This is a genomic window from Litoreibacter roseus, assembly GCF_009811795.1.
In the GTDB taxonomy this organism is placed as follows: Bacteria; Pseudomonadota; Alphaproteobacteria; order Rhodobacterales; family Rhodobacteraceae; genus Litoreibacter; species Litoreibacter roseus.
In genome coordinates this window covers 1,221,568-1,243,091 of sequence record NZ_BLJE01000002.1, presented here as the reverse complement: position 1 = coordinate 1,243,091, position 21,524 = coordinate 1,221,568, and the positions used below count along the sequence as shown (strand labels likewise).

The 21,524-nt window shown below is 49.5% G+C and carries 18 protein-coding genes and 1 CRISPR repeat array; of the genes, 7 read left to right on the top strand and 11 right to left on the bottom strand.

Features of this window, described 5'->3' with window-relative positions; genetic code table 11:
• Positions 1–53: 53 nt before the first annotated feature.
• The gene (locus tag KIN_RS13145; RefSeq protein WP_159807625.1) at positions 54–962 is read right to left on the bottom strand and encodes an ArdC family protein; all 909 of its coding nucleotides are present in this window, start codon (positions 960–962) and stop codon (positions 54–56) included.
• A 523-nt stretch (positions 963–1,485) separates the two neighbouring features.
• Between KIN_RS13145 and KIN_RS13140 the strand changes: the two genes are divergently transcribed.
• From KIN_RS13140 to KIN_RS13125, 4 genes are all read left to right on the top strand, one after another.
• A complete protein-coding gene (locus KIN_RS13140; protein ID WP_159807623.1) occupies positions 1,486–1,752 on the top strand; it encodes a hypothetical protein in 267 nt (88 codons plus the stop codon).
• A 93-nt stretch (positions 1,753–1,845) separates the two neighbouring features.
• Positions 1,846–2,130, top strand: a complete 285-nt coding sequence (locus KIN_RS13135) for a hypothetical protein (protein WP_159807621.1) — start codon at positions 1,846–1,848, stop codon at positions 2,128–2,130.
• Between the two features lie 686 nt (positions 2,131–2,816).
• A complete protein-coding gene (locus tag KIN_RS13130; protein ID WP_159807619.1) occupies positions 2,817–3,275 on the top strand; it encodes a hypothetical protein in 459 nt (152 codons plus the stop codon).
• 2 nt (positions 3,276–3,277) lie between these two features.
• Entirely contained in the window at positions 3,278–3,496 is a 219-nt protein-coding gene (locus KIN_RS13125; protein ID WP_159807617.1) for a hypothetical protein, read from the top strand.
• 109 nt (positions 3,497–3,605) lie between these two features.
• Here KIN_RS13125 and KIN_RS13120 read toward each other — a convergent pair whose 3' ends face one another.
• From KIN_RS13120 to KIN_RS13095, 6 genes are all read right to left on the bottom strand, one after another.
• Positions 3,606–4,589 (bottom strand): hypothetical protein, encoded by a 984-nt coding sequence (locus tag KIN_RS13120; protein ID WP_159807615.1) that lies wholly within the window; start codon positions 4,587–4,589, stop codon positions 3,606–3,608.
• A 34-nt stretch (positions 4,590–4,623) separates the two neighbouring features.
• Positions 4,624–5,450: direct repeats of the CRISPR family, unit length 36 nt; unit sequence GTTGCGGCTGGACCGCGAATTTTGAACAGCTACACT.
• Between the two features lie 73 nt (positions 5,451–5,523).
• Entirely contained in the window at positions 5,524–5,829 is a 306-nt protein-coding gene (cas2, locus tag KIN_RS13115; RefSeq protein ID WP_159807613.1) for a CRISPR-associated endonuclease Cas2, read from the bottom strand.
• A gap of 35 nt (positions 5,830–5,864) precedes the next feature.
• Positions 5,865–6,776 carry a type II CRISPR-associated endonuclease Cas1 gene (cas1, locus tag KIN_RS13110; RefSeq protein WP_159807611.1) on the bottom strand — a complete coding sequence of 304 codons (912 nt, stop codon included), beginning with the start codon at positions 6,774–6,776 and terminating at the stop codon, positions 5,865–5,867.
• A gap of 78 nt (positions 6,777–6,854) precedes the next feature.
• A complete protein-coding gene (gene cas9, locus KIN_RS13105) occupies positions 6,855–10,079 on the bottom strand; it encodes a type II CRISPR RNA-guided endonuclease Cas9 (RefSeq protein WP_159807609.1) in 3,225 nt (1,074 codons plus the stop codon).
• Between the two features lie 284 nt (positions 10,080–10,363).
• On the bottom strand, positions 10,364–10,966 hold the full coding sequence (locus tag KIN_RS13100; protein ID WP_159807607.1) for a mobile mystery protein B: 603 nt from the start codon (positions 10,964–10,966) through the stop codon (positions 10,364–10,366).
• Positions 10,963–11,430 carry a mobile mystery protein A gene (locus KIN_RS13095; RefSeq protein WP_159807605.1) on the bottom strand — a complete coding sequence of 156 codons (468 nt, stop codon included), beginning with the start codon at positions 11,428–11,430 and terminating at the stop codon, positions 10,963–10,965. The genes KIN_RS13100 and KIN_RS13095 overlap by 4 nt, the downstream gene beginning before the upstream one ends.
• 887 nt (positions 11,431–12,317) lie before the next feature.
• On the opposite strand from KIN_RS13095, the gene KIN_RS13090 reads away from it, so the two are divergent.
• The gene (locus tag KIN_RS13090) at positions 12,318–13,844 is read left to right on the top strand and encodes a hypothetical protein (RefSeq protein WP_159807603.1); all 1,527 of its coding nucleotides are present in this window, start codon (positions 12,318–12,320) and stop codon (positions 13,842–13,844) included.
• 807 nt (positions 13,845–14,651) lie between these two features.
• Positions 14,652–15,608, top strand: a complete 957-nt coding sequence (locus tag KIN_RS13085; protein WP_159807601.1) for a lipase family protein — start codon at positions 14,652–14,654, stop codon at positions 15,606–15,608.
• Between the two features lie 131 nt (positions 15,609–15,739).
• Here the strand turns inward: KIN_RS13085 and KIN_RS13080 are convergent, their stop codons facing one another.
• Positions 15,740–17,431 (bottom strand): AIPR family protein, encoded by a 1,692-nt coding sequence (locus KIN_RS13080; RefSeq protein WP_159807599.1) that lies wholly within the window; start codon positions 17,429–17,431, stop codon positions 15,740–15,742.
• Between the two features lie 697 nt (positions 17,432–18,128).
• Between KIN_RS13080 and KIN_RS13075 the strand changes: the two genes are divergently transcribed.
• Positions 18,129–18,473 (top strand): H-NS histone family protein, encoded by a 345-nt coding sequence (locus KIN_RS13075; protein ID WP_207710134.1) that lies wholly within the window; start codon positions 18,129–18,131, stop codon positions 18,471–18,473.
• Between the two features lie 248 nt (positions 18,474–18,721).
• Here the strand turns inward: KIN_RS13075 and KIN_RS13070 are convergent, their stop codons facing one another.
• The 3 genes from KIN_RS13070 to KIN_RS13060 all read right to left on the bottom strand — a co-directional run bounded on the left by KIN_RS13070 (position 18,722) and on the right by KIN_RS13060 (position 21,327).
• On the bottom strand, positions 18,722–19,363 hold the full coding sequence (locus KIN_RS13070) for a hypothetical protein (protein WP_159807597.1): 642 nt from the start codon (positions 19,361–19,363) through the stop codon (positions 18,722–18,724).
• Entirely contained in the window at positions 19,360–20,040 is a 681-nt protein-coding gene (locus tag KIN_RS13065; RefSeq protein ID WP_159807595.1) for a DNA methyltransferase, read from the bottom strand. The genes KIN_RS13070 and KIN_RS13065 overlap by 4 nt, the downstream gene beginning before the upstream one ends.
• 318 nt (positions 20,041–20,358) lie before the next feature.
• A complete protein-coding gene (locus KIN_RS13060; protein WP_159807593.1) occupies positions 20,359–21,327 on the bottom strand; it encodes a capsular polysaccharide export protein, LipB/KpsS family in 969 nt (322 codons plus the stop codon).
• Positions 21,328–21,524 lie beyond the last annotated feature (197 nt).

Here is a 21,524-nt window from a genome sequence, read left to right as displayed (position 1 = left end):
ACCAGCTCGTCTGGCCGTGAGGCCAGCCGAAATTTTGCCGCTTGGGAGCCGCCCTAAGCGGCAACTCCTTCTTCATTTTCAGCCTCGATCACCGGCTGGTAACCGTGCAAGAAATCGGCGGCACGCTGGGCATGCGCGGCGGCGCTAAAAATCGCGCGCTTGTCGTGTTTGAGCACCTTCAGCCAGCTTTGAATATAGGCGGCATGGTCGGTGTCAGGCTCGGGGGTCAGTTCCAGATCGGCGCAGAGGAACGCCGCGCCCAACTCGGCGACAAGCTCTTCGCGGGCATAGCCTTCATCGCCCCAACGCTTGCGCCCAAATTCCCGATCAAGGCGACATTTGTGCTTCGTCCAGTGGGTCAGTTCATGTGCAAGTGTCGCATAGTAGGCTTCGGGGCTGCAGAAACTCTCAAAGATTGGCATCTGCACATGATCGCTGCCGCCCGAATAATGGGCGCTGTTCCCGCCATGGCGAATATCTGCGCCAACTTGCCCGAAAAACTCTTCGGCATGATCGATGCGCGTAGCAGGATCGATCACTGGCTCGGGCTTGGCATAGTAGTGTTCGGGCAAGCCTTCGATCTGCTCGACGTTGAACACGCTGTATCCTTTCATAAAGGGGATTTTGCGCTCTTCCTCGCTGCCGTCGTCTTTCTCTTCGGTCTTCGTGATGGTGTTTGCGTAGACCACCAGATTACCGCGCTCGCCTTTCTTTACGTGCGCGCCAAGCTCCTTGGCCTGTTTGTAGGTCATCCAGAACGGGGAAAGATAGCCCAACTCCACGGCTGCGCCCCACAGCATCAGGATGTTGATACCGTTATAGGGCACACCGTTGTGCCGCAAAGGCTTTGTGATCTTGCCTTCAAGGTTGCCGCTGCTCCACGGCTTGAGCCATGTCAGCTCGCCTTGCTCCAGATCGGCAATGATCTTGTTGGTCACTCTTTCATAAATATCGGTTTTCATCTGTTTCCCCTCTCCTCGGGTAGTCGGTTGCGCATGCAACCGGACTAGGCCCGCGCCAATGAGCGGGGGGAGACCGTCACAGACCGCAGACAGCGGAGGGGGATCGCCCGTCCTGCACAAACGAAGTGCGGAAGGACGGGGAGACCGCTGGCTGCGCCCGAAGTCATAGCGAAGGGCTTGGCCTTGACGGAGGACGGGCCTGCAAGGCCCCAATCAAAGGAAGAAGTGTCAGCCGTTGACGGCTGGCTATAGCTGCGCAAGGGATGGAAGCCGCAGGGCCGAGACAGGCACAGACTGGCTAGGTTCACGACAGCCCGGCCCGCAAGGGGGCGTTCGCAACAGTGAATATGGGCGTCCAATCACTGCCGTTTACCTTAACATATTGTTATATTGGTAATTATTTCACTCCAGGCAGTTTGGCGAGGCTGCATTGGAAGGGTCGAAAATTGAGTGATGGCGACCGAAAAACCACAGCGGGTGAGACGAAACCAGCTTGCAGGTGTGCTGCTGCGTTCACTAGGTCATGGCTGTTGGGGTAGAAAACACCGGTGACGGGTTCTCGGTCTTGCGCAAAGCTGGAAAGCAGTTTCACTTCTCCGACTTGGCCGTCCTGCCAAATACAAAGAAGGCCCTCGGTTGTCAGGCCGCGACATTTGCGCTGAAGAACGGCTTGGAGACGAGCGTGATCGGCATTCGACGTGATGACGCTGCGCGATTTACCAACACCGCACACGATACGATCCGGCGCTATTTCGGGAACAAGATCGATCATTTTGAAACGGGGTTTTAGAAGCCAGCAAACGCCACTGAACGCCTTGAGAACCCTCGGTGATATCCATCTAAGTACTTGTTGCAGCCCTTCTTCGAACGCGCGTCCAACATCATGGAGGAACTATCTGCGGCCATTCCTGGCGATGCCATTGCATACAAAAAACGCCAGCTCTTGAATAAAGCTATCGCATTCCAAGAAAATGCCCGGAGTATGCGTAAAGACGCTGCCGAGCGATTTATCGCCAGTGAGCTCGATGAAATGAAGGAGTTCTTCGATGGAATCGACTCCAACCTTCTCACGCTAGAGCAGCGTTTAGCCGTTGTCTCAGAAGAAGACGAAATATTGGTCTTGGCCAGTGCAGCATCAGGTAAAACAAGTGTCTGTCTTGCCTCGTGACGAATAGTGGGGGGGCAAGGGAAAGGGAAACCGGCGGAAGATCATATGCCTTTATGGGAGTTTCCAGTTGAAGCTATCCGTAAAGCAAGGATCTGTTCGATCTGTTTTGCTTGAACTGCGCCCGAGGCTACGTCCAAGCTCCACGCGGGAGATCAAAGCCCGGAGGGCCACGACAGTACTCATCCGCCTGGTTCACGTGAGCTCGATCTTGTAGAGATACGCAGCCGTAAATTAGGTTTAATTTGAGAGGATATCTGAAACCAAGGTTCGGAACGGGCTAAAAAACAAGCAAGAAATTTTATCATATCCCCGCACTAAGGCTCTTGTCGGCGAAAAAATGCTTGTTAGAATATATTAAAATAGATTGGGTCGTTTATGGATGTCGTTGTTCCCGAGTTAATGGATACCGCTTATGTTGAAGATACTTCGGCTGCCACTTTTAAATGTGCTTTGGACTACGCGGAGGGAAAAGTACATTCAGCTCATAAGAATGAAGTCGTCGAGCTTTTCTGGAGTACTTGGAAATCACCGTCGCGTCAAACGACAAATTTCGTATATAATCTAAAGGCTTGGGTCACGCCGCTCGGGAAAAGAAAGCTCACACTTAGAGTTAGAAGGATACGGGATGATGGAAAATTGGGAATGAGTATCCTTATCTGGAAGAGGGTGGATAGAAAGATTATTAAATGATTATTCTTTCCTCAGAATTTAAGGGGTTGCATTCCAAGATCTACACCTTCTCTTTCTTCATTATAGTGCTGCAGTTCCTTCCCATAAAATCAATTAAGATAGCTGAGATCGAGATTGACGAAAACAACAAAGATATTTTGGCAGGAGCTTTTGCAATTGCCTTAATTCTAATTCTAGCCGCAGCAATTTGCTACCTCATACGGGATTTCTTTAGCACTGCAATCAGCGATAACGAAGCATATGCTAAAGAGGAACCGAGTAGCGAAGTGAATTTTTCATCTAAAGGTATCGCCCCACAAAGACCACTTGAAAGATACGCTGATTTCTATGTTTTTTGGTCGCAGGTAGCTTTTGCGGTGGAAGGCATTGCCCCATTGGTGATAGGAATATTTTCTGTTTCTATAAGTCGTAGTAATGTGTTACTCTTTCTACAAAATGTTGTGGTAGGTGGCTAGATATGGGACTATTTTCAAAAGCTAGGTTGGATTGGTATAGCCATGCCAATCCGGACGGATCTAAGGGTGGTATGGTGTCCGTAGACGCCGAAATCGACGATGGGGTACACATTCCAGTCTCTGCTGTAGTAATGCCTAATGTTCATGTAACCGCTGATATGGAGATAGAAAATGGCGCGCTTGTTACTTCTGAAGGCTCTTTAAAGTTTACACTCGATTAAGAATTTCTACGTCTTGCTACCAAGTCGCATATGCAAATTTAACAAGCACAAAGATTTATTTACGCGGATTTTGTCGAGTTTATATGATCTTCAAACTTCAAGCCTGCCCTCAATTTCGATTCACCGAAGATTGGGAATGTTCTAGGAATTCTTTAATTGGAACTATACCGCTAGAAGTCGGGAACTCCTCATCATAAAGCCATTCGACGAACATAAAGTCTAAGAGAGTCGCAGCTTGAAATCGACCAGATACATTTGTCACCGTCGGTAGGTTGGCTCCTGTTGCACCAAAGCCCAGTGAGTACATTAAGCTATGGGCAAGACAGATATCTAAGTCATTTGGCTCAAGATAAATCGTAATCCGATCAAGTTCTGCGCGTTCGCGGGTAGATACGTAGCACGAGCGGTAGTCATCTGGTTCTTCTATCTGAAATCGATCTAGAAGTTGCCCAACTAAAGATATTGGACGGTTCTTTTGAAGCCTTTCGAAGTGTTCAAAGCCGTATCTGTCACTTTGCGCCTTCGTTTTATCTTGCAAGTAATCTATGGAACCAATATATAGTGTAATTCTGGATTTATTTTCGTCAGCCTCTGCTGGAACTTCAAAGCCGAGTGTCGCGAGCGTGCGCAAGATAGCCTCATGCACCAATTCTGCTGCATCAAGGTCAAATATACCGTCCTCAGAAATTACTTTTAGAGGTAGTGATTTTGAGCTTTGCCGGAATATAGTTTGATCGCAGTAGTGAATGCCTTCGACGCAGCTGTAAATGCTATCTAAGAAACCACTCTTCAAAAGTTCGACATCAAGGAGTTCCGAGTAATCGATTGGTTCCCCGCGAGCGCGTACAGGCCCAGAGATCAATTCGCCATTATCTTCGAACTGAAATTTTTCCAGAACTTGTGGGGGTAGACGCTCCGCCAGTTTTTCAACGTCAAAACTTTGTGCCGATGAATGCGAGGTATCTAGCAGCATGGCTGCTAAAAAAAAAGTCAGAAATAATGATCGCACTGCTGCCCCAACAAGCCCGAAATTTCCTACATATAAAATCTTAGCGTCTCCTTTGAGGTTGGTAAGTACGGAATCCCTTTCCATTGAGGTATAGAGCGGCTTAGGCCGTTGCCACCCGGTTGCGGTTGGACCGCGAATTTTGAACAGCTACACTGCGGCCTTCAAGATGTCGGCTTGCCATTCGGTTGCGGCTGGACCGCGAATTTTGAACAGCTACACTCATCGGACCGATGACTGCCGCCGCTGCCTAGTTGCGGCTGGACCGCGAATTTTGAACAGCTACACTATGAGCGTTTTTGACCGGTTGGGCCTCGCTGTTGCGGCTGGACCGCGAATTTTGAACAGCTACACTCGGCGACGCGACCGGATATGTCTGTCCTTTGTTGCGGCTGGACCGCGAATTTTGAACAGCTACACTGCCAGATCCAGCCAGCGGAGGCCAAGGGCAGTTGCGGCTGGACCGCGAATTTTGAACAGCTACACTATCACACCCTAGTGTTCGTCAGGCGGTGAGTTGCGGCTGGACCGCGAATTTTGAACAGCTACACTTCTTACCGCATGAGCGGAGAGAGTGTAACAGTTGCGGCTGGACCGCGAATTTTGAACAGCTACACTGCGCCAAGTAACCCTTTGGCTGGCCAGTTCGTTGCGGCTGGACCGCGAATTTTGAACAGCTACACTGCAGTTCTCGCGCCACCACGCTTCGTTCTCGTTGCGGCTGGACCGCGAATTTTGAACAGCTACACTTGTCGCACCAGCGGAAAGGCGGCTGCCGGTGTTGCGGCTGGACCGCGAATTTTGAACAGCTACACTTTGGATTGGCGGTCAATCGTGTGTGGATCAGTTGCGGCTGGACCGCGAATTTTGAACAGCTACACTGGAACTGGCTGAAGGATGATCTGAAGGCCAGTTGCGGCTGGACCGCGAATTTTGAACAGCTACACTTGATATCCAAATAAGGTCCTGAAACTGAAGGGCTTTATTTGGATGCTTGTGTGTGATTTCTGTACGAACCGCATCAAAACATTACCAACTGTTTTGGATTTTCACGAGCCTCACGACGACCTTGATCGGAGAAATGCACAATATCACGATATTGTCGGTCGGTAAAATTGAGGATTTGTACATCACCGGACTCGGGCAAGTTGCGTTCGATACGGTTAACCCGGGTGGAAAACGCCTCTTTCCCGTTCACGAAACGTGCATAAACAGAAAACTGGCTGCGTTCGAACCCTTCGTCCAACAGAAAGTTGCGAAAAGTGCCGGCATCCTTTCGTTGTTTCGTGGTATCCGTCGGTAGATCAAACATCACAAGAATCCACATAAGACGATATCCTGATAATTGTGTGACAGTCGCTGTCATTTTCCCAAGCCCGCCATCACGAGAGGGTCTGGCGGTTCCGGCAAGGCGAGGATGAGCTTGCCAGTTTCGAAGCTTTGTCCGAGAGAGGTTGCAAGTTTCATCACCGCTACCGAGACTGGCGTTATGCCATTGCCCAAGGGCAGATCGGTTGCGATTAGTCCCGCAAGAACCTGTTTAGCTTCCATATCAACCTCTGTTCCACGTTCCTTCACAATTGCCCTGACGGTGCAGTCGACCAACGGTCGAAACGGTTCCATGAGGTCGTCGGCCAAGGCAAAAGCATTGCCACGGTTCGCGTGGAACAGACCAATTGTCGGATTCAGACCCGCGGCGACAACGGCGCGGGCAGTCGCTGCGCGCAAGACTGTGTAGCCATAATTAAGAAGCGCGTTTTGTTGGTCGGCCGAGGTGTCGCGCCGAAACTCTAAACCCATCATGCGGGGCCAGTAATATCGGGCGGCCTGCGCTTCAATATTCGTACTGTCGCCAGAGGTCACCTTTCGGATCATCATCTCCAAAGGTGCATGTGCTTCACCAAAAGCACCGAGAGCAGCGGCCTGCATTTTTATCTTGTTGGAGACAACCTGTTTCCAAGCTTGCTTGATCAAAGGTGTTTTCGCTTGCCATTGCGCTCGCATCCGAGCGCCTTGCGTATGATGTCCTTCCAAAGGCATGAGCACGGATTTTGGGGCGTGGTTTGCCGCACAAAGGACCACCGGCGCACCACGTTCAGCCAACTCCACCAAGAGAGAGGAGGACCACGTTGTACCATGTGCATGTACAATAACTCCTGCGATCTGATCAAGCGGAGTACGGCCAATCTCGGCCCCGTCTTCAGTTACTTTCAGAAATCCACGGTCGCGTGACAAATGCCGACCGTCCGTCGCAATATCAATAATCTGATCCAATACATCACCACACTAATTAAACACGAATCGCTAAGGCACTAATTGTATTGCTTTCTTGAGTTTCCACCAAATCTTAGATCATTTAGGTTGTCTCGGATCTCGCAAACGGCCCATTTCATCAACATAAACCCGTCGGATATTCGCTTTGATAAGGGGGCCTGCACTCATTTGAATAAGCTTAAACGGATCGATCTTATCACGATTGCGAGCATCGGCATTCGCCTCGGCATGTGGCGCAATGAAGAGTCCATTGGCGGCGTCAAGTTTCTGAATGTAGCCAATGATCGTTTCTCCATCCCGCTCAATAGCGACCATGTCACGTTTAAAAACCCTCAATAGCCGCTTAGCTGCGGGGTGCGGCTTTCTATCCAAGCCTGTTTGATGTGCCTCGAAGGTTGTAATCACCTGCGATTTGATCTTGCCTTTCGGAAGTTGCCAAATCTCATAGCAATGATTGCTGTCACCTTTGTAAGCTTTGAATACCTTCCCATCCCTGTCAGCAACCTGAACTTGAGCGCTTTTCTGCAATGTGTCTTCCATCCGCACACGGCGCACTCGGAAGTATGGGTTGTCAGACTGATCAGGTAATTTGGGTGCATTTGCGAAATTCGATAGCGCTTTCTCCAAGTCTTTTCCATCAAGTCCACGTGTCACACGCGCCAGATGACGTTGCAAATCTGCGTCGCGGATATTCGCGCCGCGCTTGCTGATCGCGATATCACCTGCGCCAAGTGACATGAGTGGCTTGCGACTGACCACCTTTCCGTCATGAGCTAACCCATATGCTGTATCGTTGTGAAGCTGTCCGGAAGTGCTGTCGTTTCCGGACTTACGGGCAACGGGGTCTATGCGACCGTGATCAGCGCGATGGCTGACTATTATACGCCGCAATTGGGAAGCTACGTCCTTTTGAAAATCCTCCCATGGAGGTGCGACAGATCGAGCGACCTGTTCTGCACCAACAAGTTCGTCGCGACTGGCTATTTTACTTATACGTTGGATGAGAGAGCGATCCGTAGCCGCGACCACGGCAGCGTCGATCGCATGGTGACGATGGTCTGTCCGGTTTTTGGTCTTAACCGCGCCGTTTTTATCGGACAAAAGGCTGTTTAAACCCCAATGTCGACGCAACATTTCCGTGAGTCGACCGGGTACCACCCAAACATGCGATTCTTGGTCTCCACCATCATACAAAGCATTCAGATAGGCGCGAGCGATGCGAGATAGATACTGGGTGTCCTTAAGCGCTCGAGCTGAGAAATCGTTTTCACCTTCAAATCGTTCCATGGCGTCGGAGGCAAATCGCCAAGCCTTATTCTTGGGTAGGTTCTTGAGATTAGCGGCGATCGCGTCCCACTGATCCATATTGCCCCAAGCTTCCCAAGGGGTTTTATTAGTCTTTTCTCGATTGAACTCCTTCAAACATAGCGTCCGATTGGAGAAACTGTCATCCAGAGTTCGGGAATATGGCAGGATATGATCCACGTCGCAGGAGCCGTCAAACAGCATCGCTGCGCTGATCCGTTGGCCGGAATAAGGGCAGTTTCGGACCATGACATCATCTCCGAGATCCTCCCACAAGCGCAAAACCATGCGATTGGCGCCGGTATTGGGTACACCCAATTCTTCTAGCTTCTTCCCGCGCTGGATTGCAGCTTCGGTATTTTTTTTGATGCCGCGCTGAACGTCTCGTTTTTGGTCTTCAGATAACTTCAGATCGCGAGCCAATTCCACGACGATCTCTTCCGGTTTACCGTGAACTGTGATGATCCGGTTCAACAGACGGCGCAATTGATTGAGCCCGATATGAACGGTAGGATTTGTAACGCGACCATAGCGTTTGATGTCATCATCCTCTATGTCATAGCTTCCAGGGATGACATGACGCGTCAGGATTTCGCCGTAGTAAGGCAACTCAGTCAGCACCTCGCCGGTCCGATCATCCGAATGGTGCCAGCCACACCGTGCGACTGCTTCACTATATGGGATAACATCCGCGTCGAGCTTGGCAAATACGCGGGTGGTCGCCGTCAAACCCAATCTCCCGTAGCCCTCGGGTAAAGGCGCACGTGCCACTTCTACGGCATGATCTCGGTCAAGATCGTTAAAGGATGTGAGCCAATTTATGAGCGCTTCATGCTCTGCCTCACTTTGAACGTCGCGGATGCGACTTATCACGTCCCATTGTGCATCGGAAGAAAGTGAAGACCAGTTGGGCCCGAATCGGCGAGGATCGGATAAGCTCGCGCGGACTGGATCGCATGAAATGGCATCACGGTTCGCGGTCTCGAGTGTAAAATACTGATCCGGCCTCAAACGTATTATTTTGCCGAGCGCCTTGAGCGTCATAGACATGCCAGACAGTGTTTTTGTATGTTTTTTGTTGTCCAATGCATGGATGATCTGATCGCGCTGTTCTGTGGTCAGACCAGTTACCGGTTCGCCGGGTGTTGCGATGCGCAGAGCATTTACGGTCTCGACCAGAATGCGCCGCTGGTTCAATGGATGCGCACTGGGGATACGTTTTTCTTCGGTGAAGAGGCAAAGCCCCACCTCTGGTGTTTTTAAAGGTCGCTGGTGAAAGATGACGAGAGCAATCTCATCACGCAAGTTATCAGTCAAGACATTAGGATGAAACATGGCCTGCGCCATCCAAAGCTTAGCGAACTCTTCCGACAGGTGGCGGCGGTCGGGATAAAAATCATAACCCGCCTCCTCCTTTTCGGCGTCTTCCCATCGTGCGACTGATAGTCTGGTACGAACGGATGGCACTTGCTTCGGATCACTGACTGTGCTGCGACGCATGTGCAGAAACTCACCATAGGTTCGTGCGCCTTTGATGATCATCGCTTGGTCCAGCCGCGCAGTCGCATTCTTTATCTTACCGCTTTCATTATCACCGCGATCGGTCTTGCGATTAGATTTGAAACCGCGCCTTTGGTTCAGATGAAATAGGGCACGCCCAAAATGAGTGAGCGGCAGTTCTTTATCCAATCCCTCGGCTCGGAGCGCATACGGATCGAGTGCCTCAAGTTTTTTCGCCTCACTTGGTTCGGCTGGCATCAACCCGGCTTCTGCCATACGCTTCATCAGAGCAGCCTTGCGGCGCAGATATCTATCGCGACGGCGGCGCTGCGCTCGAGCCGCCCGACGGTCCACGGCGAGCGATGCCTTAGATTTCGGGTCGCGCCCGTCCGAAAATATTCGCACCCCGCCATCTACGACTTCAGTTATCTGGCCGCGTTCAGTGGCATAGAGCCACCAACCTATCGAATTTGTCCCAATATCAAGACCAAGACGCATAAACACACTCCTAAAATTCGAGCAATTTTGGTTTCTTGTCTGCGTCAAATCAACCGAAAAGCGCTTGAAGAAGATTTAGTTCTCTGTAAATATCGTCTTGTTCAAAATTCGCGGTCGAGCCGTTAACAAGCATTCGATTGCACCACATTAAAGCGCAGGCTACGGCCTGCGCTTTCTTATTTTGACCTTTGTCTTCCTTGTAGTTTGATTGGAGGGGACGCTTTCCGCGTATTGCCGTTTATATCGAAACTGCCGCAGCCGGTTTTTCCCATCGTTGGAGTTGCTCACCCTTTGGGCTTTGTTCCTCCAACAAACGCCAGCATCAACTCTATCTCTCCTTTGTCAGCAGCCCGGAGCGCTTTGATATATTCTATACGCCGCTGATTGTCGGCTTGTAGATCGAACCCGCTGGCCCATTCGATAGCGGGGTGATTGTAGTGATCGGCAAGAAGTACATCTGCCGCGATGCGGGCGTGACGTCCATTGCCGTTTGGAAACGGATGGATTTGCACCATGCGATGGTGAAACCGCGCCGCGGCTTCCAGTGGCGGGTATACGTTATGCTCCACCCAGTATCGCGCATCACCGAGCAACATACGAAGTTGCATCGGAACCTGAAACGGATCGATGCCGATGTTTTTTTCGCGAAGACGATAGGTACCTGCCCAATCCCAGACATCTCCAAACAACCGCTCATGCAAGCGGCGGACAAATTCGTCAGTTAAAATATCACCGCCCCGGCGGCGTCCGAGCCATTGCAGACCTTGGGTGATGTTGGCTTGCTCTAGCTCGTCCAGTTCTCCACGCGTCACCACATGCCTGAACCTGAGCCCTTCAATCTCATCGGGATCTAACGGTGTCGCACCTTCAGGCTCTTCGAATATCAAGATGCCTCCCAAAAATCAGACGGTCGGTCGCGCAAGAGCTCTTCGGCAAGTCGCTCGATTTCCTGGTTGAGCTGCTGCGGCGTTAAAGACTGCTGCTCCAAAGCCATATGGGCGCTGGCACGCTTTACCGTTTGCTTCGCCTTTTCCCGGGCTTGCGAATAGAGAACGTCGCGCACGCTCGCGTTGGGTACGATTGCGTAGACAAATTCTCCGCCCATGGCTTCCGCAAGTCTTTCCATATGCTGGAGAGTGATACCACCTATGCGCTCCTTGCGCTCTGCCTGATAGATCGCGGGCTTGGTCACGCCCAGACGGCGCGCCAGTTCTGGTGCGGACATCTCAAGTGCTTTGCGCATGGTTGTGATCCAACCTTCTTTTGGTGGGGTCAGACCGGCACACTGCCTTGCCGCGTCATCAAGCTGACGCGCATATTGTCGAATTGCTGTATCTTTCACGCTGGACATGGGTATAAATACCTACTCTTTCAATTTACTAAAGAGTATATATCAATGACCTATATAATGCAAACAGGGTATCTATAAGTTATCACATAGACTGAAGGAGCATATATATTGTTTCAAACTCGTTCGCGCACTTCGCGGTAGCTTCAATAAGTATCTTTGTCAGTCACGTGATTCCAGATCTCCAAGACGTCCACCGATCCAATCAGAGCCTCTGATGTGGGTCGGGCCGAAAGGCCCTGAGTGGTTCGGGGCCTCCCAAGAGATGGAGGATCACATGAAACTTGTTACTCAATTTGAAGCTGCCGCCCGCAGCACTGCGGGGTCTTTTTCGAGAAGCTGCTCTGACAGCTTCAGTAGCACCTAAAGATTCCGTTGCGCGCCGGAATGCACGGCAGTCTTTGAAAAACATCAAAGCCGAACTGGCCTATCGTCGTCCTGCCCGATAGACCTTGATGCGGCGAACTATCCGGTCCGTCGCATTTTTCTGCTGTTGTGCTCGTGGTCTGTTCAGATCATCCCGCACAACCGTCGGATGTGTCCAACAAAAGCTCTTCTTTTTAATCCTGTCCTACATAGTTTTGATTATGTCACATACAAATTTTCTTGATCGCTCCCAGTTGTGGCGCGAGTGAGAAGAGGATTCTGAATCGCTCGCGGTCCGAAATCGATCTTAGCCAGATTCATTAGATGCTTCGGTCGCAGCACACTTCGCTGACCTTTGCTGCAACTGCAAATCTGAAACGGATCGAACTGGCAATTTGCGGGACAAAGCGGAGTTTCGCTTCGCGACACATCAAGATCTGCTCTTGCTAAGGATTTTTTCGAGACACACTTAGAATCTTGGTGCTAGGCTATCATTGTTTCAGGTAACGGGGGTTGATCTTGTCATGGGAAAATCCAATTATTTTATAGCAGTATTTTTCGCCATATTGGTCACTGCTACACTTTTAGATGGGCGCGCCATTGCTCAGGACAATGCGATCCAAAGCTTCCCTTTCCCCACCGAGCGCTTCGCCATCAGTGGGGATGGAACACTTGTAGCCACGCGAGAATCCAACGGTGTGAGAGTCTCAACTCTCTCCAGGGGCACTTTAAACCAGATTGCAATGTTGGAGGGTTTTCACATCCCGGGCGTGAGAGAATGGCAGCGTAACCCGCGCGGTACACAGGCACTTAAAGCGACGCCTCCTATAGGTCCACAACCTTTCGACCCTCGATTTCCAAGCCTGCTTTTGCTTAGAGAAGGTCAACATGTCTCCGTCACGCTCGATGGGACCGTGATCGAGCGCATCATTGCACCTCAACGTGGCCTCTTAAGACGAGGTCCATTGGGTAAGCTTATAACTGGCGCTGAAGCTGTTTCGAGGTGGAATCCTGTCGATTATGGATACGAAGGTGACGAGCCAAACTCTTCTTCAATAAACGCGCTTCGCTTCAACCGCGATGAGGAAATCGTGACCCACTGTCGCATAGCCAATGGGTTTTATCGCTCTCACTCAGATGGACGACCATTCGCTGAGCGTGCCTTAACATATTCTGTTACGCCTGAAGGCATCCGCATTTTAACAGTTTTGTTCGGTGATGTGCTCCTGGTTCGAGCCCCAGGGAATCCGCTCAATCCACAAGCCTCCGTCATTTCACGTTATTCACTTTCGGCATCTGTACCCGAAGAAGATGAACGCTGGTTCCGTAGCCGGCAGATTACAACACTTTATCCTCCAAAGTATAATTGCGTCCGATCATTCACCGCTGCTTCTATTTCCCCTAGTGGGCGCAGCCTACTTGTAATTGTTCGCACAGTTCGTAACGAGGGTCGCGCACGCCAAGCGCGAGTGGATGTTTATGTTACACCGGTTGATCTTTCCTCAGGTCTGGGATTTCGTATATATAAAAGCGAGTTTTTTCGTGATCCTGTGGGTGAATACGGCGGTCGATGGGTTGGTGCTCAATTCACTCCAAATGGTGGTGGCGTCATTGTATCAGAAGGCAGCTCTAGCGTTAGTATAGGACCTAGTAGCTGGCCTGCTTATCAGGGTGATGCAACAAGCCGCTTTATAATCCAGAACCCGCAAGAACCAGAAATATGGAATGATGAAGCCGAGCGTGCTTCTGCATTGAGTTCTGAAGACTGCGCACGAGTAGGCCTACTGGATGACCGCATTCCTGGAGCACCAATGGCCGCACGCTGCGAACGTGAACGTGATCTTGAACGGACCTTAGCCAGTGTTGACGGGCTTTCACTTTTTTTATCCGCAGAAAAATATGCGAAAAACGGTGATTATGAGGCAGCACTAGAGGTGCTGTCCTACATTCGCCAAATCGCTACCGACGGAAATCTGTTACCACTCTTTCAAGAGGCATCTCGTCAAATCGATGAACTCTTAGGCCGCCCTCCAGTGACTTTAAGTCGGTAAATCCCAGTCAAGGACAAGACATGAATAGTGAAAGAAGATTAGCCCCTATTTTTATAGCACTCCTCCTCATCTCGCCAAGGCCCATCCAGGCGGACACCTCTATAGATCCATCCTGTTTTCAGGTTCGTAACGCGCCGGTGGGTAGTAATACGGGCACTCCGCAAAATCCTAGAATTTCTTACAATTGGGACATAACGAACAATTGCGACACTTGCGCGGTGGTGAATCAACAAATTCTGAGGAACGGAGAACATTTAGGCCGATTGATCACGATGCCGTTTTGTCCTTTTGTTTTAGTGGCTCCGGGTGCTACTGCCCGTGGATCAATAGTTTCAGGATACGGACACTTTTCCCTCGGTAACCTACAGGCACGAGAATGCCGTGAAGTGGAGCATTGTGGGCTTTAACGCTTCTCAGGAAAATCGATCTCAAGGCGAATTCATTTGTACGGTCAGTTTCCGACAAAGCCGATATTGGTGCAGCTCGCAGCATCTGTCATTCTGGGCCCATTCCTGCCGTTCTCCGGTCCACAGCATCATAGGGGCTCGGCCCAGAAAATATCGAAACGAACGGCCTAAGCCGATCTTAAATCTCAGCATTATTGCTGCGACGCGGCACATCTTTGCAGAGCTTCGTCGGAGCCGCCTTGACCGCCAATACGAATAATTTTGACTCTATCCGTTCTGTTGTCCTAGAGAATATGTGCAGTGTGATAATCTGGAGCCAACTGATTTCATCGTTATGCTGAGTGCCGATCCACCTCACATTTTCCTATTTTTTTGAATTAATTTCGAAGGAGACAAAAGGATGTTACAACCAGCATCGCGAGAAGAAGTTAGACAAGTAGGTGGACCACTTTGGCTGTTAATTAATCAGTCTCATTGGTCGAGAGAGCGGGGCCAATTTAAAGTAACAAGAAATGCGGCATCTAGTATTTTGGCACATTTGGCCTATTGCGCGATTGGAGAAGAAGAGCGGAACAATCATTCGCGGGCAAAATTGGTGCCTTGCGAGATGTTTCAAAGGCTTGTCATTGGCGAAGAATTCGACTTTGCAGACGCGCTCGAAAGCCTCGACTTTCAAGGCGTGCATGTTATTCGCACCAGACGATCAGTTGCGGTGCTAATCCCGGCTCGTACATTCATCTTTGTCGCAGTGCGTGGCACCCAATTCGCGTACGATTGGCTGGTTAATTTAAACGCGTTTAAATCCAATTCTAGCTTCGGCGGCCGAATCCACCGAGGCTTTCTGAACGAGGCTGAGGAACTAGCCTCAGCTATTCGAGACTGTTTAAGCAGTAAAATGGCAGACAGAATTTCAAAATCTGATTGTGCAATCTATCTATCGGGGCACTCACTGGGTGGCGCCATCGCCGCTTTGCTGAATCAGATGCAATTTCAGGTTCCAATCAACGATTGCTACATATTCGGTTCCCCAAGAGTTGGGAAGCTATCCAGCTTGATAGAGACCTCCCGCATTTTTGCGACTCGTCGACACTTAGACATTGTCGCACATTGCCCGCCACGCATGTTGGGTTTCGAAAACTATGCAAGGCAGTTCACGTGTAGTGGCGCCGAATTCGATGAGTCTGATGGGTTGGAACTGCAGTTTTTCGGGTCTTGGCTATTTGGCTTAGCACTGAAGAATTTTCAACAACACCACAGCATGGAGCACTATCGCTTTGAGGCCGTTGGTGAAGCTCGACGCGACCCACAGAACTCTAGATATTGGCGCGAAGACTGGCCTGATTTCGCCCCCCTTTAGAGAAAACCGTTTGGTTCGGCCCAATCCGGCCATTGATGTGGTCGGTCGATGCCGCAGTGCAGCTTCGCCAAAGTAGTCATTCCGGCCTCAAGCATCCAGAAGTTTACCGGTAAAGACTAGCGCGCTGAACTTTACTGAAGAAGGCCCGCAATGAACTTACGGTCCTGATGAGCATTCCTTTTGTCGAATGCACGTCCCTTTTCAGTCATAGCAGCAGCAATGCTCTTCTCTGCTTTTCTAACTCTTTTTTCGAATTCTTTCTTGTTATTGATCTGTTTCAAGGCCGCCTTTGCGTATGCAGCTTGATCTCTGTCGTTCGTGAGCTTGGGAAAGTCGCCAAAACTACGTCGGACCATAGTAGAAATTAAAAACCGAAACTTCCAAAGTGATGGGCGAGCCTTCCCAACACAGAGTTTTTCGACTTCCTTTAGAATTTTTGCTGACAAAAGATAAGGCCAAAGTGAGTGACCTTCGACAAACATTGTTTTTTCATATTTTTTTAGAAGAACGCCATAATAGTCTATCGCGTCTACAGGATTTTCAAGACAACAGCTTACAAAGCTGTTTGTCAGAAACGTGAGTGTGACGACGTTCTGAGCCGTGTATGCCGTGTCAGAATACTGTCTTTTACGCCGCTCATAAACGATCTTATTTGCTGGTAAATCATCCACGCTCATGAAGAAGCGTTCTAACCGCTTGTGGAACTCTCCAAGCACTACGAACGCTTCATCCTTGACTTCCGTTTGCCTATTCGTCGCACGAACAATCTCATTCACAAGATCTCGATCTTCAGCTTCAATCAGCTTTACCGGAAGCGAGGTGTCTTCGGTCAGAAGGTGCTGATTTGCGAAAACAATATGGCTCGTTTGACAACCATTGACAATTTGAAAGTCTCCAAGTGCAAACCTCTTGCCAACGATCTGAATGCGCTTCGCGACAATTGTGATGCCATTGTTCAATGCGGCAAGTCGGCTCTGATTATCAACTGATAGCAACGTGGCTTTGATTTCATTGTTAACTGGGTTGCTACTGAGAAAATCTCGAACGTTTTCATTGAAGAGCGCTTTGTGCAGCTTTCCTTCTGAATTAGATAAAAGCGAAATCAATTCTTTGCATGGCAACACACCGATGTAGGCTTGCCTAATACCGTTGATCGGGGGAAGCGCGGCATATTCGTTTATTTGTACTTCGCGCTCCACCCGAAGGTTTACTTCTTGGTATCGAGCTTGCAGCTTATCAGCATCAACAAACAAAAAATTTACTTCAGAGAATAAGTTGAACTCCATGAGTTCCGCCTTTCCCGCAGCCACTCGTGCTTCGATAGCAGGATCACCTTTGAACGAACCGCTGTAACAATAGTAGAGATGCAATCTTGGCTTAGCTCGCATCTTGACGCTATTAGAAAAAATGTGGTCAGACAATTCACGTTTATCCGCAATGCTATCATTTGCAGGCATGTACCTTCGACCAAAGAATTCTTTTACTCCTTGAACGAAATTTCCTATCTCCGCCGAATTCAGATTGCGTGATGTTTTTGACTGTATAAAGCAAAAATCTGCATCTATCTTCTGCTTCGCTGAAACTTCGTCTACTTGCATGGTGCTGACGACAGGTATGTCGTTTAGATACATACCAATCGCGTCAATACCGGTGTCAAGCCCACCTGCGACGACTACATCCGCTAAGTTGGTATGCTCCGAAAAATCACGATGCAAAACACTATAAGCCGAGAAGAACTCAAAGACGTCTGCTTCCTTTTGCCCTTCAAGATCAAAGTTTTTCGTAAATTCTTTCAGGTATGAGCTGAGAATTGGGTCATCCATAACAATAATCCAGATAGTTCTAATGGGCGGATTCTACTTACCTAATGAGTGGTGTACACGGCATTAGTGAGTCTGTCATGGGTTGTTTGAGTTCAGAAATAAACAACTGATACGATATGCGAGGATGTCTGCTTTGTCGGTATTGACGGCGAAATCTTGAGCATGCAGTGAAGTTCTAATTCCCGCCCATTTCTATGGAAAAACAATGTGTTGCAGATTTAGAAAGTGGCGGCTCGGAATATTCGAAAGCGCTTTCCTGATTACGCTTTTCACGGATGCTGCCGTGCGGGAAAGATCTTGTTTAGTTTGCGGAGGTTTTAACCTGTGGTGGCGGAGAGGAATTCGTCATTTGCACCGCATGGGTCCCATAGTGTGAGTCGCCCCAGTCGCAGCATACGTTTGAGGTCAGTTACGAACGTATCGAACTTCTTCCTATGCCCGATTGAAACATCCCGCCTGGGGGTTCTTCCCAAAGTCGAGAGTACTCGGAAATCACGCCTCAATCATTGCATACACGGCCAATTAAAAAGTCAGAGCAACGCCTATATGGGTCAATTCTCAGTAACTTTCGACACTTGGTGCCGATACAGTTGCAAATAACAGATTTGCGCGCTCTTCGGCTGATTGAGTTGTCATCCTCATTGACTGCAGTCTGTTGTTCCCACACTGTCAGTCTCTACCAAGGAGAAGAACTGCAATGGCTAAACCAACGAAATCTGATTTGAAGAAGATGACCTATCAAGAGCTTCAACAGCATGAAGCTGATCTGCAATTGATCAAACAAGAGCTTCGCCATGAAGCACTCATGGCAACAAAACGTGACGTCATGCAATTGATCAAAGAGTCCGGGTTCGAATTGGAAGAGCTGGGCTTAGCTCCAGAAAAATCGGAGAGAAAGAGAACGCGCGCCAAAGCGGACAGCGCTCCAAAGTTCCGCCATCCAGAAAACCCCGCCCTCACTTGGTCAGGTAGAGGCCCAAGGCCGAAATGGCTCAAGGAGGCTTTAGAAGCAGGCAAGTCTATAGATGATTTCGCGATTTAGTCGGGCCTCAAGATATTGCCATGCTTTAAAACAGAGCTTCTGTATCCGGGCCGTCGCGGGTTTCGTGGACGGTAACTTAGGCTTTCATAGCGGTCTTTGGAAAATGGGATTTGCAGACTGATCTCTATGGTTGAATGCATGACATTCTTCTAAAACATCAAGGCCGAGCCGACTTCTCGTCTTCCAGGCCTATTGGTCTCTATGCGACGAACCGCACGGTTCGTCGCATTTTTTTGAAGAGGCTGTGGTCAAGGTCTGTTCCAGGTCGCCCCCGCCAGACTGTCAGTTTTGATCCGCAAGAGCTTTCCCTTCAATTCTTGTGCAATATAGGTCTCGATCACCTCTTGCACAAAATCCCCTGTCGTAATGCCCGGCTGTGGGGCAACTGACACCCCCAAGAAACTTCTATATCCGGTTTCGCTGATAAATGGCGTGGTGGGATCGACGGCCCGAACGGAGAATCCAATGTAGGGCATCGCGATTGCGCCTATTCCGAACATACCTTTGGCTTCGACATCCAGCGTCGTGCCAGCAGCGCGCGCCATGAACCGGCCATCCTGCCCCCAAAGCGGCTCAGATCCGCGTGGAGCGGCGGCAGCACGCGCAAGAACGCAACCGGGCGCGTCCCTGCCAGCCAAGATGCCCGGTTGGCCGCCATTCAGCTTTTTCGCGAGCAAGTGGGCGTCCGCGCGTATGCGCAATGCGGTGTCAAAGTCATTCTCCATCATCGCTGCGTGATGGTTTCTGATTTGGATAGGGTGCAAGGCGCGTGCCTCGCACCAGTCGGATGGCAAATGTGCTGCTTCTTTCGCGAAGCTACGTGCTTTGTTGTCTTGCGCTGCCGTGTCCAGCAGCGCGGTAAACCTTAGCTGCTCGGAATACATGCTCATGCTGCCACCTCGCGCGCAACACCATTTTGCCGAGTCTTGAACGCTTGTGCCCCAGCCACTCTTGCGCGTGCCGTTTCACAATGGGCTTTCTCCAACTCAATGCCGATGAACTCTCGATCATTCAAAACAGCCGCAACGGACGTTGACCCCGATCCTGAAAACGGGTCCAGCACCGTATCACCCGGATTGGAAAAACAACGGATCAAGGGGGAGATCACCTCCACGGCTTTCTCTGTGGGGTGCCGCTTATTGCCAGAGTAAACCCAGTCCTGCACATCTGCGATAGGGCGCGCAGGCTTGGCAGGGTTCCCCTTCGCCAAAACATAAGCTGTCTCGTGCCGATACTGCGTATATCCCGTTCGGGACGCATATTTCTTCTTCCATACGATCTGACTCACGATCTGTAGCCCGGCGTTCTCCCATGCTGCGGTAAAGCTCGGCAGTGCTGACCAGCCGCAAAAGCTGATGCAATAGGCATTGTTTTTGAGAACGCGCGCCAATGGCTCAAACACTGGCAAAACGCCCGCCGCGTTATCGTCGTTTAGCAATGACCGCCCGGTTCTGTCTTTGTAGTTCACCAGATAGGGTGGATCGGTCACGACTAGATCAACCGATCCGTCCGCCATCTTCATCAGCTCTTGTGCCGCCTCTCCGTGAATAATTTGGTTCCTTTGCATCTTACTTGTCCTTCCTTGGGTCTAGGGTTGCGCTTGCAACCTTGCCTCGTGGCGAACAGTGGGGGTGCAATGGGAAGGGAAAACCGGCGAAAGATACTCTGTCTTTGTGGGAGGCTCCCGTTTGGGAAACCCTTAAAGCAAGGATCTCTTCGATCTGTTTTGCGTGAACCGCGCCGGGGGCGAAGCCCCAAGACTTACGCGAGCAATCAAAGCCTAGCGGGCCAAGACACCTCTAAGCGGCTTGGTGCACGCACGCGAGCCCAGTCTTGAAGAGACGCGCTAAGTCATTTGGTAAAATGGTTTTGATCAGCAGGTGGCTTATGGATTTCGCGTCATAATCCGTGCCCATAGACGGTCGGCAAATTCAGGTTTTTCAACTTCTAAAAGTTGCTCGGCTAAAAACCAATGAAAGTACTTTGCATATTGAAAGTCCACTAATCTTCTTGCAGCGGTACCTATGCCACGCTCCAGCTCAGAAATTGTTCGGGCTACAATACTCGCGTGATGAAAATCTGACTTTCCACAAGTAATTATTGGTTTCTTGTGAAAAAGCGCTTCAAAGGCAGCGGCTGAGTTTTGCGTAATGATGAGATCAGATATTTCATTTAACTCATGAATAGACCGATCAACTATCTCAACACTCTTGTATTCAGCACATAACTCGGTAATATACTCCCGAACTTTCATAGTCTGCAATGGGTGAAATTTTACGTAAACCCTACCGTCAATACATTCTGCAGCCGTTTTAATCATCTCCTCTGAGCGTAAAAAATGAGGCGAGTATTTCTTGTTCTCCAAGTCCTGTAAGTAGATAGTTGCGGCCGCCGGAGGCAATGGATCTCCTTTTACAATAGGTTGTGAATGCCTAGATGTATTTCGCGGGAGTACAAACCCGCGAATACCATAATAAGTTCGTCGCGCAGCATCAAATTCTATTTCTTTCGGATCAAATTCCATATTGACAATAGATGAGTTCCAGTTAACCCCTTTTGGATCACAATACCAAAAACCTCTAATATATCCAGTTGCAATATGAAAACCTTTATTTATATATGGATTGCGATATCTGAGGTATAAGTGAACGTGATCTAAGTCTCGCAATCTTTGAGATGTTGTGTTCTCAGCATCGACCAAGAAAATGGGAACCTGTTCCAGCGCGGCTCGTTCTTCAAGCTTAGCGAAAAACATGGATTTTCCGGCTTGCAAGCGCTCGAACCAAAGAAACGACGAATGAATAACAATTCCGTCAGAATTTGGCAGCTCTGAGATATCTTTAGTTATTTCCATGTTGAACCATGCATCTACTATTCTAGCTTATTTCTTGTAGATGCACTCATTCCATTTGGCAATGAATTTGCTTAATCTCTGTACAATTTTAGAATTGATCTAAAATAGGATTTGGCCCTTAGATTCATTATGTTGACGTATATTAGTCCAGCTATATCGTTCAAAGTATGAGTAGGAAGACTGATAAGAATGAAGGA